General features: G+C 58.1%; 10 protein-coding genes, 3 tRNA genes and 3 rRNA genes. 4 read left to right on the top strand and 12 right to left on the bottom strand.

Annotation, left to right across the window (positions count from 1 at the left end; all coding sequences use genetic code 11):
* The first annotated feature begins 7 nt into the window (after positions 1-7).
* Complete coding sequence (locus FHS84_RS15715; RefSeq protein ID WP_166936050.1) at positions 8-913, top strand: DUF4886 domain-containing protein; 906 nt, start codon at positions 8-10, stop codon at positions 911-913.
* Positions 914-1,029: 116 nt separating this feature from the next.
* On the opposite strand, the gene rrf is transcribed toward FHS84_RS15715, so the two are convergent.
* The 5 genes from rrf to FHS84_RS15690 all read right to left on the bottom strand — a co-directional run bounded on the left by rrf (position 1,030) and on the right by FHS84_RS15690 (position 6,079).
* Positions 1,030-1,144 (bottom strand): 5S ribosomal RNA (rrf, locus tag FHS84_RS15710).
* 80 nt (positions 1,145-1,224) lie between these two features.
* Positions 1,225-3,960 (bottom strand): 23S ribosomal RNA (locus FHS84_RS15705).
* 286 nt (positions 3,961-4,246) lie between these two features.
* Positions 4,247-4,322 (bottom strand) — tRNA-Ala (locus tag FHS84_RS15700).
* Positions 4,323-4,351: 29 nt separating this feature from the next.
* Positions 4,352-4,428 (bottom strand) — tRNA-Ile (locus FHS84_RS15695).
* Positions 4,429-4,595: 167 nt separating this feature from the next.
* Positions 4,596-6,079, bottom strand: a 16S ribosomal RNA gene (locus tag FHS84_RS15690).
* The 16S, 23S and 5S rRNA genes sit together here with 2 tRNA genes alongside, the layout of an rRNA operon.
* Positions 6,080-6,763: 684 nt before the next feature.
* Here FHS84_RS15690 and FHS84_RS15685 point away from each other — a divergent pair.
* Positions 6,764-8,551 carry a DUF885 family protein gene (locus FHS84_RS15685; protein WP_166936048.1) on the top strand — a complete coding sequence of 596 codons (1,788 nt, stop codon included), beginning with the start codon at positions 6,764-6,766 and terminating at the stop codon, positions 8,549-8,551.
* An 18-nt stretch (positions 8,552-8,569) separates the two neighbouring features.
* Here FHS84_RS15685 and FHS84_RS15680 read toward each other — a convergent pair whose 3' ends face one another.
* The 3 genes from FHS84_RS15680 to FHS84_RS15670 form a co-directional block, all read right to left on the bottom strand.
* Complete coding sequence (locus FHS84_RS15680; RefSeq protein WP_166936046.1) at positions 8,570-9,007, bottom strand: CBS domain-containing protein; 438 nt, start codon at positions 9,005-9,007, stop codon at positions 8,570-8,572.
* Between the two features lie 152 nt (positions 9,008-9,159).
* The gene (locus FHS84_RS15675; protein WP_166936044.1) at positions 9,160-10,299 is read right to left on the bottom strand and encodes a hypothetical protein; all 1,140 of its coding nucleotides are present in this window, start codon (positions 10,297-10,299) and stop codon (positions 9,160-9,162) included.
* A gap of 43 nt (positions 10,300-10,342) precedes the next feature.
* Entirely contained in the window at positions 10,343-11,800 is a 1,458-nt protein-coding gene (locus FHS84_RS15670; protein WP_166936648.1) for an MBOAT family O-acyltransferase, read from the bottom strand.
* 498 nt (positions 11,801-12,298) lie between these two features.
* Here FHS84_RS15670 and FHS84_RS15665 point away from each other — a divergent pair.
* Positions 12,299-12,392: transfer RNA gene (locus FHS84_RS15665), tRNA-Ser, on the top strand.
* Between the two features lie 167 nt (positions 12,393-12,559).
* Positions 12,560-13,783 (top strand): tyrosine-type recombinase/integrase, encoded by a 1,224-nt coding sequence (locus FHS84_RS15660; protein WP_166936042.1) that lies wholly within the window; start codon positions 12,560-12,562, stop codon positions 13,781-13,783.
* 99 nt (positions 13,784-13,882) lie between these two features.
* Here FHS84_RS15660 and FHS84_RS15655 read toward each other — a convergent pair whose 3' ends face one another.
* From FHS84_RS15655 to FHS84_RS21580, 4 genes are all read right to left on the bottom strand, one after another.
* Positions 13,883-14,581 carry an HIRAN domain-containing protein gene (locus tag FHS84_RS15655; RefSeq protein WP_166936040.1) on the bottom strand — a complete coding sequence of 233 codons (699 nt, stop codon included), beginning with the start codon at positions 14,579-14,581 and terminating at the stop codon, positions 13,883-13,885.
* Position 14,582: 1 nt separating this feature from the next.
* Positions 14,583-15,524 carry a HipA domain-containing protein gene (locus FHS84_RS15650; RefSeq protein WP_166936038.1) on the bottom strand — a complete coding sequence of 314 codons (942 nt, stop codon included), beginning with the start codon at positions 15,522-15,524 and terminating at the stop codon, positions 14,583-14,585.
* 154 nt (positions 15,525-15,678) lie between these two features.
* On the bottom strand, positions 15,679-15,951 hold the full coding sequence (locus FHS84_RS15645) for a helix-turn-helix transcriptional regulator (protein WP_166936036.1): 273 nt from the start codon (positions 15,949-15,951) through the stop codon (positions 15,679-15,681).
* A gap of 424 nt (positions 15,952-16,375) precedes the next feature.
* Positions 16,376-16,562, bottom strand: a 187-nt coding sequence (locus FHS84_RS21580) for a hypothetical protein (RefSeq protein WP_208393909.1), incomplete at its 5' end; no start/stop codon positions are given.

Genomic DNA, 16,562 nt, shown 5'->3' with positions numbered 1-16,562 from the left:
TGGTGTCGTGCGTCACGTCGGTTGTATCGGGCTCATGGTTTTTGCCGGTTTTTTGACCACAGCAGAGGCCGGCCCCCGCATCCTTTTCGTCGGCAACAGTTTCACGTTCGGAGCAAACTCCGCGGTCCGCCATTATCGTGCCGATACCGTGCACGATCTCAACGGCGGCGATATCGGCGGCGTGCCGGCCTTGTTCCGCCGGATGTGCGAAGAGGCCGGGCTCGATTACGACGTCAGCCTGGAGACGCTGGCCGGCGCCGACCTCGCCCGCCATTGGAACGAGAGGCGATCGGTCATCGACAAGCCTTGGGACGTCGTGGTGCTGCAATCCCATTCGGTGCTCGACCCCAAAGCGCCCGGCAATCCGACGCGGCTGGTCGATTCGGCCCAGACGATCGGCTCGGCCCTGACGGCACGTAATCCTGGTGTTGCGCTGTACCTGACTGCCACCTGGGCGCGCGCCGATCTCGTCTACGACAAGCCGAGCCCCTGGCACGGCGAACCGCTCGACCGCATGACGACCGACATCCGCAGCGGCTACGACGCAGCGCGGGCGGCGATGGCGCGGGCGACGGTCTTGCCGGTCGGCGACGCCTGGCAACTGGCGATGACGGAAGAGGTCGCCGACGCCAATCCCTACGACGGCACTGAGTTCAACAAGGTCGATCTGTGGGGCTGGGACCACTACCACGCATCGACCTATGGCTATTACCTGGAAGCGCTGGTGACGTTCGGCGCCATCACCGGCAAGGATCCGCGCCAGCTCGGCGCCCAGGAAAAATGCGCCGACGATCTCGGCATCTCGCCCGATCAGGCCGCGGCATTGCAGCGGGTCGCCGCCGATGCCCTGTCGGCCGAAGCGGTCACCGCGAAAGTCGCGACCGCCGGAGGCGAGGCCATACCGCTGCGGTAAGATCCGAGACATTAATCTGTATACAGATTAAATCGGCCGGACAAACAAAAACCCCGCCGGATTGCTCCGACGGGGTTCTGTAATTGACTGTGACAGCGAGGTTCTGTCCTTGGCAGGACTGGCGACGACCGACTCTCCCGCGGCTTGTGCCGCAGTACCATAGGCGCTGGAGGCTTTAACGGCCGAGTTCGGAATGGGATCGGGTGGAATTCCTCCGCTAGTATCACCAGTCCGGCTAAGGACAGAACTTCATACGACACTCAAGATTGTTCGTTGTCTGGACTTCTTTCCAGACATGGAACGAGGTGCTGGCGTTCAAGCCAATCGAGCGATTAGGACCAGTAAGCTCAGTACATTGCTGCACTTACACACCTGGCCTATCAACGTGGTGGTCTTCCACGGCTCTCAAGGGAAACCTGGTTTTGAGATGAGTTTCCCGCTTAGATGCTTTCAGCGGTTATCTCGTCCGCACTTAGCTACCCGGCAATGCAGCTGGCGCCACAACCGGTCCACCAGAGGTGCGTTCGTTCCGGTCCTCTCGTACTAGGAACAAGTTCTCTCAAGTTTCCAACACCCACGGCAGATAGGGACCGAACTGTCTCACGACGTTCTAAACCCAGCTCACGTACCACTTTAAATGGCGAACAGCCATACCCTTGGGACCGGCTACAGCCCCAGGATGTGATGAGCCGACATCGAGGTGCCAAACCGCACCGTCGCTATGGACGCTTGGGTGCGATCAGCCTGTTATCCCCGGCGTACCTTTTATCCGTTGAGCGATGACCCTTCCACTCGGGATCACCGGATCACTATGACCGTCTTTCGACTCTGCTTGGTCCGTCGACCTTGCAGTCAGGCAGGCTTGTGCCATTGCACTCAACAGCCGATTTCCGACCGGCTTGAGCCTACCATCGCGCGCCTCCGTTACTCTTTGGGAGGCGACCGCCCCAGTCAAACTGCCCACCATGCATGGTCCACAACCTCGTTTCGAGGCCGGTGTTAGACATCAGGATCACAAAGGGTGGTATTTCAAGGACGGCTCCACCTAAGCCAGAGCCCAGGTTTCAAAGCCTACCACCTATCCTACGCATCACAATCCTAATGCCAGTGCAAAGTTGCAGTAAAGGTGCACGGGGTCTTTCCGTCTGACCGCGGGAACCCCGCATCTTCACGGGGAGTTCAATTTCGCTGAGGAGATGTCGGAGACAGTGGGGAAGTCGTTACGCCTTTCGTGCAGGTCGGAACTTACCCGACAAGGAATTTCGCTACCTTAGGACCGTTATAGTTACGGCCGCCGTTTACCGGGGCTTCGATTCGACGCTTTCACATCTCCTCTTAACCTTCCGGCACCGGGCAGGCGTCAGACGCTATACGTCATCTTTGGATTTCGCAGCGCCCTGTGTTTTTAGTAAACAGTCGCCACCCCCTGCTATGTGCCCCCGGCCAAGACTTGCGTCGAGACCGGGCCCTCTTCTTCCGAAGTTACGAGGGCAATTTGCCTAGTTCCTTCGACATCCTTCTCTCAAGCGCCTTAGCATACTCTGCCAGTCCACCTGTGTCGGTTTAGGGTACGGACTACGCTGGAGCTATTTCCTGGGACCTCTTCGCGGCACAGCCAATCCAATAAGGCTGTACAACTTACAAGATCCGTCACTTCCAGCTGGCCCAGGAATGTTCACCTGGTTCCCATCGACTACGCCTTTCGGCCTGGTCTTAGGGGCCGGCTAACCCTGCGCAGATTAACTTGACGCAGGAACCCTTGGACTTCCGGCGAGAGGGTCTCTCACCCTCTTAGTCGCTACTCATGTCAGCATTCTTACTTCTGATACCTCCAAGGTCGGTCACCCTTCCTCTTCGCAGGCATACAGAACACTCTGCTACCATTCCATCTTGCGATGAAATCCTAAGCTTCGGCTCGTGGCTTGAGCCCCGTTACATCTTCGGCGCAAAGTTCCTTAATTAGACCAGTGAGCTGTTACGCTTTCTTTAAATGATGGCTGCTTCTAAGCCAACATCCTGGTTGTTTTGGGAACCTCACATCCTTTCACACTTAGCCACGAATTAGGGGCCTTAGCTGTAGGTCAGGGTTTTTTCCCTCTTCACGACGGACGTTAGCACCCGCCGTGTGTCTCCCGTGCTCAGCACTCATTGGTATTCGGAGTTTGGTTAGGTTTGGTAAGCGGTGAAGCCCCCTAGCCCATCCAGTGCTCTACCCCCAATGGTGATACACGAGGCGCTACCTAAATAGCTTTCGCAGAGAACCAGCTATCTGCAAGTTTGATTGGCCTTTCACCCCTAGCCACAACTCATCCCCGACTTTTTCAACAGGCGTGAGTTCGGTCCTCCAGTGCGTGTTACCGCACCTTCAACCTGGTCATGGCTAGATCACTTGCTTTCGGGTCTAATCCGTCTAACTCAGTCGCCCTATTCAGACTCGCTTTCGCTACGCCTCCACCTGTCGGCTTAGGCTTGCTAGACAAACTAACTCGCTGACCCATTATACAAAAGGTACGAGGTCACCCCGAAGGGCTCCCTCTGTTTGTAGGCGTTCGGTTTCAGGTCTCTTTCACTCCCCTCGCCGGGGTGCTTTTCACCTTTCCCTCACGGTACTAGTTCGCTATCGGTCACACACGAGTACTTAGGCTTGGAACGTGGTCGTCCCATCTTCAGGCAGGATTTCACGTGTCCCGCCCTACTCAAGGAGCTTCGTTCTTTCTACCCGTACGGGGCTATCACCCGCTATGGCCGTTCTTTCCAGAACGTTCCGGTTCTTAAACGAAGCCCACTGGCCTGATCCGCTTTCGCTCGCCACTACTAACGGAGTCTCTTTTGATGTCCTTTCCTACGGGTACTGAGATGTTTCAGTTCCCCGCGTTCGCCTCTTTCACCTATGTATTCAGTGAAAGATAATCCTTGCGGATTCGGTTTCCCGATTCGGAGATCTGCGGGTCAAAGAGTGCTCGCCTCTCGCCGCAGCTTATCGCAACGTGCTACGTCCTTCATCGCCTGTGTGTGCCAAGGCATCCCCCAAACGCCCTTGCTTTAACGCTTGATCGCTCAGCATTCATTCCATGTCCAGAAAGAAAGCCAGACTTCGCATCTCACCGGGGGGCGAGGATGCGAAGAAACATCCCTTGGCGCAGAACGCCAAGCGACGAGCCTCTTCCTGATCATGATTTCTTACGATCAGTTTTTGGTGTCGTATGGATCAACCGGATGTGCAGCCGGCTGACCTCGCTTTCACAATGTCAATTGGTTTTCCCGATGCGCCCTGAGGCGCGATCGAAACTGTTGTACCTATTTCCGTTGAATTCGTTCTGCTGCAACCAGCTTTGGTGGAGCCGATCGGGATCGAACCGACGACCTCATGCTTGCAAAGCACGCGCTCTCCCAACTGAGCTACGGCCCCTTGGGTAAGTCTACTAAGCTCGGATCAAGTGGTGGGCCCGGGACGAGTTGAACGTCCGACCTCACGCTTATCAGGCGTGCGCTCTAACCACCTGAGCTACGAGCCCATAGAGGTGTCTTTCGACTTCGATGTCTCAATCACGCAGCATCCCACGCAGATCGGCTGCGCGGGGTTCAACGGAAGGAAGGGAAACGAAGGGGGCGGCAAACTTGCCGATTGTCTAGTGAGTTTCGAGAAACCCCATGAGTGGGATTGATCTGGAAACATCCTTAGAAAGGAGGTGATCCAGCCGCAGGTTCCCCTACGGCTACCTTGTTACGACTTCGGCCCAGTCGCTGATCCTACCGTGGCCGGCTGCCTCCTTGCGGTTAGCGCACCGTCTTCGGGTAAAACCAACTCCCATGCCGTGACGGGCGGTGTGTACAAGGCCCGGGAACGTATTCACCGCAGCCTGCTGTTCTGCGATTACTAGCGATTCCACCTTCATGTACCCGAGTTGCAGAGTACAATCTGAACTGGGACGGTTTTTTGGGATTAGCATCTTCTCGCGAAGTAGCTGCCCATTGTCACCGCCATTGTAGCACGTGTGTAGCCCAGGGTGTAAGGGCCATGAGGACTTGACGTCATCCCCACCTTCCTCCGGCTTGCCGCCGGCGGTCCCTCTAGAGTGCCCAACTTAATGATGGCAACTAAAGGCGAGGGTTGCGCTCGTTGCGGGACTTAACCCAACATCTCACGACACGAGCTGACGACAGCCATGCAGCACCTGTCTCTGCGTCCCTTGCGGGAAAACTGGCTTTCACCAGCGAGCACAGGATGTCAAACCCTGGTAAGGTTCTGCGCGTTGCGTCGAATTAAACCACATGCTCCACCGCTTGTGCGGGCCCCCGTCAATTCCTTTGAGTTTCAACCTTGCGGCCGTACTCCCCAGGCGGGACGCTTAATGCGTTAGCTGCGCCACTGAATAGCAAGCTACCCAACGGCTAGCGTCCATAGTTTACAGCGTGGACTACCAGGGTATCTAATCCTGTTTGATCCCCACGCTATCGTGCATGAGCGTCAGAAACGGGCCAGTGAGCCGCCTTCGCCACCGGTGTTCTTCCCAATATCTACGAATTTCACCTCTACACTGGGAATTCCACTCACCTCTCCCGCACTCAAGCCAAACAGTTTCAAAGGCAATTCCAGAGTTGAGCTCTGGGCTTTCACCCCTGACTTGAAAGGCCGCCTGCGCACGCTTTACGCCCAGTAATTCCGAACAACGCTAGCCCCCTTCGTATTACCGCGGCTGCTGGCACGAAGTTAGCCGGAGCTTATTCTCCCGGTACCGTCATTATCTTCCCGGGTAAAAGAGCTTTACAACCCTAAGGCCTTCATCACTCACGCGGCATGGCTGGATCAGGCTTTCGCCCATTGTCCAAGATTCCCAACTGCTGCCTCCCGTAGGAGTCTGGGCCGTGTCTCAGTCCCAGTGTGGCTGATCTTCCTCTCAGAACAGCTAAGGATCGGAGCCTTGGTAGGCCATTACCCTACCAACTAGCTAATCCTGCGCGGGCTGATCTAGTGGCGATAAATCTTTCCCCTTTCGGGCACATCCGGTATTAGCACTCGTTTCCAAGCGTTGTTCCGAACCACTAGGTACATTCCCACGTGTTACGCACCCGTCCGCCGGTGACGTATTGCTACGCCCCCTCGACTTGCATGTTTGAGGCCTGCCGCCAGCGTTCGTTCTGAGCCAGGATCAAACTCTCAAGTTATGATCCTAAGCAAACGAAGCTGATCGCTCTCGTTCACGTGTTCGCATTACACATTTTGACGAGGTTTGACTGAATGCTGTCCCGTCACAGGCCAACATCCAATCGAACATCTTACGTGTATTGCAAAAAGGAACGTTAGCTTCAGTCTCGATGCTTGATTTAGTCGCCCAGACTTTCGTCCGAGCTGGCAAGCGAGCCGCCGCCCACGTTCCCCTTCCTTCTATCACAATGTCAAACAGCCGAACCGATCAAAAAAACTGTTTTCTTTCAACCGGTTCTCGTCGGCGGCGGCGTCAGCAGCGCGTCGGCGAGGGGGCGGTTTATAGGGGGGGCTCCCTCGGCTGTCAAACGCTAAAACGACGGAAATCTCGTTTTTTTTGGCTGGGCCTGTGGATAGAGGCAGGCTGCCGCACACGCCGCACGTAGGATTCCAATCTGTAGGTCGAACAGCGCTAGATGTTGCGTTAATCGGCCGACTACCGGAATGAATCCATCACCGCAAAGAAAGTGTCGGGCGCGTCTGTCGCAGGCGTCGCACCGCAAATCGCGGATTTTTCCGCTTTTCCGTCGTCCGGTTCGGGATCGCGACGCCAATATCGGCGTCTTTTCCGCTTGCACTTGCCGCCAGTTCGCAAAAGCCGGAGGCTGCGAGCGTCGTTTGTAGCGCTTTACCGAAGGAATTCCGTGTTGAACCGTCGTGAACTTCTGGCTTCCGCCGCCGCCGTCGCCGTTCTGCCTGCCGCCCATGCGGCCACTCCCGCCGAACAGGCCAACAGCCTTTACGCCACCGTCGTCGACGAAATGATGGAACAGTATCCCGAGTTCGCCACCAGCCTGGGCTTGGATAGCGGCGCCAAGGCGTATCTGCGCAGCCGCTTCAGCGACCGCTCGCTGGAAGGCCGTAAGCGCCGCAAAGAATTCAACGCCGGGTTTCTGACGCGCCTCGAGAAGATCGACCGCAAAGCGCTCGCCGGGCTCGATGCCACCAACTATGACGCGATCGCCTACGGCGTCCGGCAGGACGTCGCCATCGATCAGCGGTTCCGCTACGGCGACTCCACCAATCCCTATACCGTGTACCAGCTCGGCGGCGCCTATCAGCAAGGACCGGATTTCCTCGACAGCCAGCACCCGGTGGAAAGCAAGGACGACGCCGACGCCTATCTCGCGCGTCTCGACGGCTTCGCCCGCATTCTCGATCAGGAAAGCGACGTGGTGCGCCACGATGCCGGCCTCGGCGTCATCCCGCCCGACTTCGCCATCGCCAGTGCGCTGAAGCAGATGAAAGCGCTGCGCGCCTATGCGCCCGACAAATCGGTGCTGGCCCATTCGCTGGTGCGCCGCACCGGCGAGAAGCACATCGAGGGCGATTGGGGCGCCAAGGCCACCGCGATCGTCGGCGGCAAAGTCTATCCCGCGCTCGACCGCCAGATCGCGCTGATGGAAGACCTCGCCAAGAAGAGCACCCACGACGCCGGCGTCTGGAAGCTTCCCGACGGCGACGCCTTCTACGCCATGGCACTGGAAAACCAGACCACCACCAAGATGAGTCCCGCCGAGGTGCATAAGATCGGCCTCGAGATCGTGGCGGAATGCACGGCGGCGAGCGATGCGATCATGAAGGCCGGCGGGCTCACCAAAGGCAGCGTCGGCGAGCGGCTGCGCGCGATGTTCCTCGATCCCAAGTTCCGTTATGCCAATACCGACGAGGCCAAGGAAAAGCTGATCGCCGACTTGAACCTCAAGCTCGCAGAAGTGACGAAGCTGCTGCCGCAGTACTTCCGCACGCTTCCCAAGGCCGGCGTCCAGATCAAGCGGGTGCCGAAATACATCGAAAGCGGCGCGCCCGGCGGCTATTACCAGAACGCCACGCTCGACGGGAAACGTCCGGGTACGTACTACATCAACCTGCGCGATACGGCCGAAGTGCCGAGCTGGACGCTGCCCACCCTCACCTTCCACGAAGCCATTCCCGGCCATCATTTCCAGATCTCGATCGCCCAGGAAACGAATCTGCCGCTGCTGCGGCGCATCGGCGGCTACAACGCCTATGTCGAAGGCTGGGCGCTTTATGCCGAACAGCTGGCGGTCGAGATGGGGCTTTATCAGAACGATCCGTGGGGCCATGTCGGCCAGTTGCACGATGCCATGCTGCGCGGCGTGCGCCTGGTTGTCGATTCCGGCCTGCACGCGATGAAATGGACCCGCGAACAGGCGATCAAATACTACGCCGACACGCTCGGCGATCCGGAATCGGGCGCGGTATCGGAAGTCGAACGCTATTGCGTCTGGCCGGGCCAGGCGTGCGGCTACATGGTGGGCAAGCGCTTCATCCTCGCCGAACGCGACCGCGCAAGAAATGCGCTGGGACAGCGCTTCGATCTCAAGACCTTCCACGACGCCGTGCTGAAATCCGGCGCCCTGCCGCTCGACGAACTGAAGCGCGTCATCGATGGGATGATCGCGGGATAGTCTTCAAGACAAGCGTATTTAGCGGGCGGCGACGATGAACTCGCGCAGGTTCGAGGCCTCGCGCGTCGTCTCCTCGATGTGCGCCTTGACGACGTCGCCGATCGAGACGAGGCCGACGAGTTCGCCGCCACTGTCCAGTACCGGGACGTGGCGGAAGCGGCCTTCGGTCATCATCGCCATCAAGGCTTCGACGCTGTCCGTCTCGCTGCAGGTCGCGACCGCATGGGTCATGAACGCCGACACCGGACGGGCCAATGCCCGGACGCTTTCGGTCGCGACCGCCTTGACGACATCGCGCTCCGACAGAATTCCGGCGACGTGGCCGTGCTCGTCCTTGATGACCACAGCGCCGATGCGCTTGGCGGCAAGCAGTACGGTGGCGTCCGAAACGTTGGCGTCGGCGGGAAGGAAGACCACATCCCGGCCTTTGTGGCGAAGAATGTCGATGACCTGCATTGGCTCTTCTCCATGGGGGGCGCCCAGGCCTCCCTGCGACAATCAGGCTGCCCAAACTGCAGCCATCTGGCAAGAGTTAGGCGCATTCTAATATTAAGGGGCTGAATTTCTTGCCTTTCTCCGTCACGCGCACTGAGAGAATGGCCGTGCCGTTAAGGCTTCTCCATCGCGTGAAGAGCGGGCCGCGGCTTGTGGCAACCGAGTTTCTGGAAGTCCACCTCTTTGCGCCTGGGGTCCAGGTACAGAGACATGCCCGACGCCGCGCCGGCATAATCGCGGATGAAGGATCCCACAAAAGCCGAATCCAGGTAACGCGCAGCGGCAGGATCGCGCCCGGCGATCGCACGCAGCATGCGGGCATATACGACGTCACCGCCGTGGAAGCCGTCGACGAACTCGCAATCGGAGGCACCATCGATTGTCTGCGGACTGGTGAAATCAAACAGCGGAGTATCGGGACTGCAGCGGCGCAATTCCGCCGCCCCCTTCTCCATGTATTCGTAACCGCCCTTCTTCATTTGGTTCCAGACCGCGCCCGCAAACGGCGGCATCACCAAGACCACATGCCCTGCCGACCGCTTGAAAACGCCGATCGTCCTGCACATGCGTCCGACCAGCACCGGATCGGGCTCGGATGCCTTTTGCATCCGGTCGCGATCCCCGGCGATGCGAGCGAAGGTGTCGGAAAACCGCGCGTCCTGAAAAGCGTGCATGCCCGTCGTCGTGCCAAGATAGTAGAAACTGCCGTCGCTGGAGAAGCCTTCATTGCTCACCAGCGCGTAAATGCCGAGATTGGGTGAGCGGAACGACTGCGCGATCCAATTGCCGCGGAGGAGGGCGTGAGCGGCTTGGGTCAGCAGATCGGCCGACACGATCCTGGGAAATGGTGGCGTTTGCGCCGGGGCCGACGCTTCGGGGTAGCGCCGGTTGAGCCACCATTGATCGACGAACAGGACGACCAGACCGGGACGATGGCCGGCGGCGATATGATGGGCGACTTTCTCGAGTTCGGCGACGTTGTTGGAAGCTCCTCCGACATTCACAAAACGACCCTTGAAGAACTGCGACCGCACCTGCATCGCCCGGCTCGAACCGACGGCGACGACATCCGGCGCGATGCGGTCGTAGAGTTTTGTCTTGTAAGCGAAGGCCTGCTGATTGACGGCGCTGGAAAACAAGACGCTGCCCGGCGGCGCCGCACGCTGACGATCGATCACGCTGTCGAGATCAAGTTCGCCCACTTTGGCGAGTAGCAACTGCGCCGCCAGAGCGAGCAGACCCAATGCCAGCACCGCGCCCCAAAAACCTTGAAAAAATCGCTTCTCGACCATTGGTTCAAAACTGGAAGTAGATGAAGGTTGTGATCCGGTTGAAGTTCAAGACGACGTAGACGAACAACGCGCCTGCGGCAAAACCCAGCGCCCGGCCGCGATACCGCCAGTTCTCGAGCGCCGCCGCAATCTCAAGGCTGTTCGGCAGCATTTTGCTGACCGCAATTCCGCCGGCCAGCCAAGCCATGACCACGGCACCCGACGCGGCCACATGCGGCGCCAGACCGGCCGGCGAGCGAAAGCCGTTCCATCCCGCCATACCCTGGATCAGCGACCATGCCGAGGATATGTCGTTGGCACGGAACACCACCCAAGCGACCACGACCGCCACGAAGGTGATGGCGCCGGCGATGAACCCGCTGCCGCGTATCTTGGGAAGGGCAAGGGCTTCACGCAGCGCCTGCCACGCGTGGTTTACGACCAGATAGAGCCCGTGCAGCGTGCCCCACAGGACGAACGTCCAGTTGGCGCCGTGCCACAGTCCGCCGAGCACCATAGTGAGCATCAGGTTCACGTAACGCCGCGTCCGACCCCGCCGGTTGCCGCCGAGCGAAATGTAGAGATAGTCGCGCAGGAACTTCGACAGCGTCATGTGCCAACGCCGCCAGAAGTCGATGATGTTGAGCGCCTTATAAGGCGAATTGAAATTGACCGGCAGTTCCACGTTGAACAGCCGGGACAAGCCGATGGCCATGTCGGAGTAGGCCGAAAAATCGAAATAGAGCTGGAAGGTGTAAGCCAAGGCGCCGATCCACGCTTCGGCAAAAGGCAAATGGGCACCCGCCTGCGCCGCTGTGAACACCGGATTGGCATAAAGCGCAAACTGATCGGCCACGATCACCTTCTTGAAAAGACCGATGGCAAAGATCGTCATCCCCGAATTGATGTTGGCGATATCGATCCGGTAGGTCTCGGGCTTGTCGAACTGCGGCATCATCTGCTTGTGATGCAGCACCGGGCCGGCGATCAGATGGGGAAAATAGCTCGCGAAGAGTGTGTAGTGGATCGGGTTGTACTCGCGCGCAATGCCGCGATAGACGTCAACCAGAAAGGCGATCTGCGTGAAGGTGAAGAACGAAATTCCTAGCGGCAGAACGATATGGGTCAGCGACCATTCGAGCCCGGTCGCCGCATTCACCGATGAAATGAAGAAGTCGGTGTATTTGTAGTACCCCAACAGCGCGAGATCGCCGACGAGTGCCGCGATCAACAGCAGCCTGGCGCGCGGCGTCGCTCCATCCGGCGAACGCGCGTGCGCGATGGCCAGCCCCATCACATAGTTGAAGGCAATCGAAGCGAGCAGCAGCAGCACGTAGCGCGGCGCCCACCAGCCGTAGAAGAAGAATGAGGCCGCGGCCAGCCAGAACGCCGCCAGCCGGTGGCGAAAGCGGGCCAGCACGAAAAACACCGCAAAGGTGACCGGCAGGAAGAAAAAGACGAATTCATAGGAGTTGAAAAGCATCGCCACCCCGGCTTTCCGGCGACCGATCGCCTGCCGCACGGCACGCTGGCAAGCCTCGCGTATTCCACTCCACCCGCCCCGAACCGAGTGGGTGTATGCCACAATACCGCAGCCTTACCAAAGTGCCCTGCCCGGCCACGCCTCTGATTACACACCCGAATTTCGCAAGAACGGGAAGACCGCAAACCAGTGTCACGAGTGGAAGGTGATTCCGCCTCCAAACCCGGAAAACAGATGAGTTCCCGCAATAGTAGAATTTCTCCGTGCAAAGGGAGCTTGCCTTCTCCCCGGCCCAAGGATCGAGGATGTGGACATATTGCCTTTTTTCGGTCTGCCCCATGCGGACCGGCGGCCACGACCTTGACGCTCCCGCCCGCCTGAACGAAAAGAAGCCGTCGCGGTGCCGGCGACGCTCCCTTAACTCAAAGGGGCGTACAGGTTTTTGCGACACCACCCGACGCCCGGTCCGGGAAACGTCAGGGATGGCAAGACCAATGCGGAGCTGTGGCCGAGAGGCTGAAGGCGGCGGTTTGCTAAACCGTTGTAGGGTTGTAAAGCCCTACCGAGGGTTCGAATCCCTCCGGCTCCGCCAAAATTCCTTCTCGGGGTGTCTCAGCACATCCCGCAGAACCTTCAAAAACCCAATAAAATCAGGCATAATCTGCACCGTGCCGTCTCAAGTTGTTTCCCCGCATCCCAAGCCGCTGGGGGTACATTTGGGGGTACATTTCGGAAATCGAGGTGCGGAGATACCCCCACATGCCTCTGACGGATGCCGCCTGCAAAGGCGCCCGCCCCCAGGCCAAGGCTTATAAGAAGGCCGATGGCCAGGGCCTGTACCTGCATGTCTTGCCGAGCGGCGGACGGTATTGGCGGCTGAAATACCGATTCCTTGGCAAAGAGAAGGTCCTCGCCCTGGGTGTCTACCCAGAGGTTTCCCTGGCCGAAGCCCGAGAAAAGAAGATGGTCGCTCGCAAACTGCTGGCGGACGGGATGGACCCTTCGTCTGCCAAACAGGATCGGCGCCAGCTTGCGGAAATTAACGCCACCAACACTTTCGAGGCCGTGGCCCGCGAATGGCACGAACGGAACTGGGAGAAGTGGACCCCGGCTTATGCCGTAGAAATTCTGCACCGGCTGGAAATGGACATATTCCCTGTCATCGGGCAGCGGCCGGTTGGCGATATCTCGCCGCTCGTGGTCCTGAACACTCTCAAGAAGATCGAAAAACGGGGGGCGGGCGAAATGGCCCGCCGGGCGGGACAGTATTGCGGGCAAATCTTTCGCTACGCCGTGGTGACGGGTCGGGCCGAACGTAATCCGACCACCGACCTGAAAGGCGCGCTCAAGCCAGTCCGGCATAGCCACTTCTCATCAATTGAACCGGAAGAGCTGCCGGAGTTCCTCGGCGCTCTCGGACGGAACGATGCACGACTCTATCCCCTCACCCGGCTGGCGATCCGGTTGATGCTCCTCACCTTCGTGCGAACTGGGGAGCTCATCAAAGCCACCTGGGACGAAATCAATTTCGAAGAAGCACGGTGGTCCATCCCTGCGGAGCGCATGAAGATGCGCAAACCCCATATCGTTCCCTTATCGCGGCAGTCACTCGCAATCCTTCGCGAACTGCACGCCATGAACGGGAAGTATCAATGGGTGTTCGCCAGCCCGACCAAACCGCTCCGGCATATGAGCAACAACACCATCCTGAAGGCGCTGGAACGGCTCGGCTACAAAGGCCGCATGACCGGCCACGGTTTTCGTTCGCTGGCGATGACGACGATCAAGGAGAAACTGAAATACCCCCACGAGGTCGTCGACCGCCAACTCGCCCATGCGCCGCGCAACAAGGTCGATGCGGCCTATGACCGAACCAAATACCTCGATGATCGCCGCAAGATGATGCAAGCCTGGGCGAATTACCTCGACGACGTGGGCAACCGGGGCAAGGTGATCGTCGGGAATTTTAAAAAACCCGAATAATCTCAAACCGCCACGAAACTTACCCCAAACATTGGCATCACTCCGAACAGAGCGACAACCGCACTTGTAGGAACCGCGAAGTTATGGCTTCTGATTCAGTCACCGGACCTGGACGAAGATAAACGCGCGGGGATGATCGGCGGTACCGTTCAGCCGAGCTATCCAAGCTGACACACAAAACCCATCTAGGATCGTCCGGAACTGTCGCGCCTGCAGCTTATTCACATACCCGAGCTTTCTCGTTCCCTTCACGATCTTGATCGCACCAGGATCGTAGACATTCGTAGGCTCCAGCTGAAATGAGACTTTGGCCCCCACATCGGCATTAGTCAGATCTGGGTCGCAATGCCGATACCCCGCAATTTCAAAAACCACCTCAGTCGGGGCGAGAAAATTGTCCAAGGGATCAACAAGCGAGAAGCCGTCACTGGGCAACCGAGCTTCAGATGCACCCAAAAGGGCGAAATCTGAGAATGGCGAGGTTGGGCAAAAACGTAGTTTCTCAAGATAAATGAAAAAGTCTGGGCGACCGCGAGGCGGAAGACGGCGCATGAACGCGGCCATAACACTTTGGGTGTGCTCGGATTGGGAATACCGAAACGCGGGATATCCGCTGTAACCGAGGGATTCAGCCATCGAAACGTCTTCGGTCGCCCGGAAATAACGGAAAACAGCGTCCGTTCGCGTGCGTAAAACCTCACCCACCGCGAAGCGCCTTCGGTTATGCTTTTCGTCGGCCGCCTGCCAAGCAAGTAGCAGGCGTTCCGGTTCCCGTGGACATTGAATCCAGTCACCCATGTCACACACCGAGAGCTTTTGCGATGGCATGGCGGCGCGCTCGAATCAGGTCTTCCACGTATTTTGCACGTTCGACGCTAAATGGCACAGAGATATCGAACTGTGTTAGAGGGCTAAGCATCTCCCCGATTGGAGCATCATTTGTTGGAAGAAGTCTACCTATGGTGCGTTCGGCTGCAGGGATGGCTGTGCATAAGCGCTGACAAAGGTAGTCAAAGCCATCCCCATGACCAGTCGCCGTTGGGTTCCAAGTGACGTGATGGGTCCCGCGAGCGATATGGTGAGCGAGCTTCTCCGGAGTAATCGGAAGCTTCGCATCAGGCGTCATGTATCCGAGGCTGGTTCCGTTATCGTAAGCGGGCGCCATTTCCCACCGATTGTCCGCCCCTCTCAGGACCGCCCAGTTTTCTGCATGTCGATCGGTGTTTCCGATCAGAGCGTCAAAGGCGATTGTCGACGCCCACCAGGTAGTTGCATGGGCAACATGGAGTGCGCGACAAAGTACGATATTCCTCATGAGAGTGTGAGGGCGCCCGGTGACGGAGTTGTACTCATTCGGGAACACTTGCTGCAGTAAATCTACCCCGTGGATCATCCGCTTCTTGATACCTTCCTCGGGATAGCCGTAACAAAACTCCATCAACACCCCTGGCGCACGGTCGACACCGTCAACGGCTACAAAGCACGGAGGAACCGCAACTCCGCAAAGCTTCGAAAGGCGGTATGCGATTACCTCCGACCAAAGTTGGTATTTCCGCCAGTCTACTGCGCTCTTGAATAAGTACGTATGCCCAGGAATCAGAAACGGCAAATTCGTGTCATCAGGACAAATTACCGATCGCTTAGGCTTCGAACCAATCGGGAAGGCACCAAAATCGTCGGCTGTCTCCCAACTAGAGATATCGACGATCTGATGCGGTTGTTGTTCAACAGATTCGGCCATTTCACGATTGTATTTGAAAGTGATAGCCCTGTCTCCGCCTTCGGCGGATCAATCGCAGGCATCCCGCCACCTGTCTCTACGCAGCTTTCAGGCATGCGTCTCTTGCTTAATCCGTTCTGAAGCGCCGCTAAACGCTTGCGGCCACTCTTCCTTTTCAAGAAGTTTTTATGCCTTCGGAACGTGGCGCCGCATTATGCGAGGCCGTTTCCTTCTCCATAGCATTCCACTTCCGTCCAGCATCCCGGTACTGCATCGGATCGGCCATCCAGCGGCTGATCTCCGACTCGCGCCAACCGGAGCAATGCTCACTAATCCTAACTTGGCTCGGAAACATCCCATCCTTCATCTTGCGATAGATGGTCGACCGGCTAAGACCGGTGCGTGTCAGCACCGTTCGTATCCGCAAAATCCTTTCGGGCTCCGGCATGAAGCATCCTCGATAGCGTGAGGATGATGTTCGTATGTGTGCCATCGAAGTCAATGCGAGCTCTGATGGCCCATTGTTGTTCTTTGCGTATCGCTGAGCATTAGGGAATACGACAGCGCACGCGAGCGTGCCGTTGGCATGGTTTGGAACCGACAAAAATATTTGCGCCGGATGTGATTGCGGGGGACACCCCAACTAAAGAACACTTCTCCTGAAGCCATAGTTGGCCGTCGATCCGATCCCAAGCCCCTGTCCGCTTCCTGCGCCCTGTCAAGGCCGCGAGCCGCTCCGCGGTGGCGCAACGCGCCAGCCTTGACAGGGAGCGAGAAACGGAACTTCTGCCAGGATCGGATCGACGGTGGTATTTGGACCGACTACGGTTTCGTCGCCGGGATTGTGTGATCGCCTGTGTGTGCTCTCGAAATCAGCTTCCCTGAGAGCTGGACCATTTGCCGGCGCCCTTGGTCCCCGTTTCCATTATGGCGCGTTCCTCTCCATAGGTTGCGCAATTGCTGTCGCTGCCGGAAGGAACCTGATGGATGGCATCGTCGTCATTGGAGCCTCTCAAGGCGGTGTGCAGGCTCTCAGGCAACTTGTGGCAAAGCTGCCGG

The sequence above is a fragment of the Rhizomicrobium electricum genome, from assembly GCF_011762045.1.
GTDB lineage: Bacteria > Pseudomonadota > Alphaproteobacteria > Micropepsales > Micropepsaceae > Rhizomicrobium > Rhizomicrobium electricum.
The sequence above is the reverse complement of the archived record's forward strand: the minus strand, read 5'-3'. Positions and strand labels throughout refer to the sequence as shown.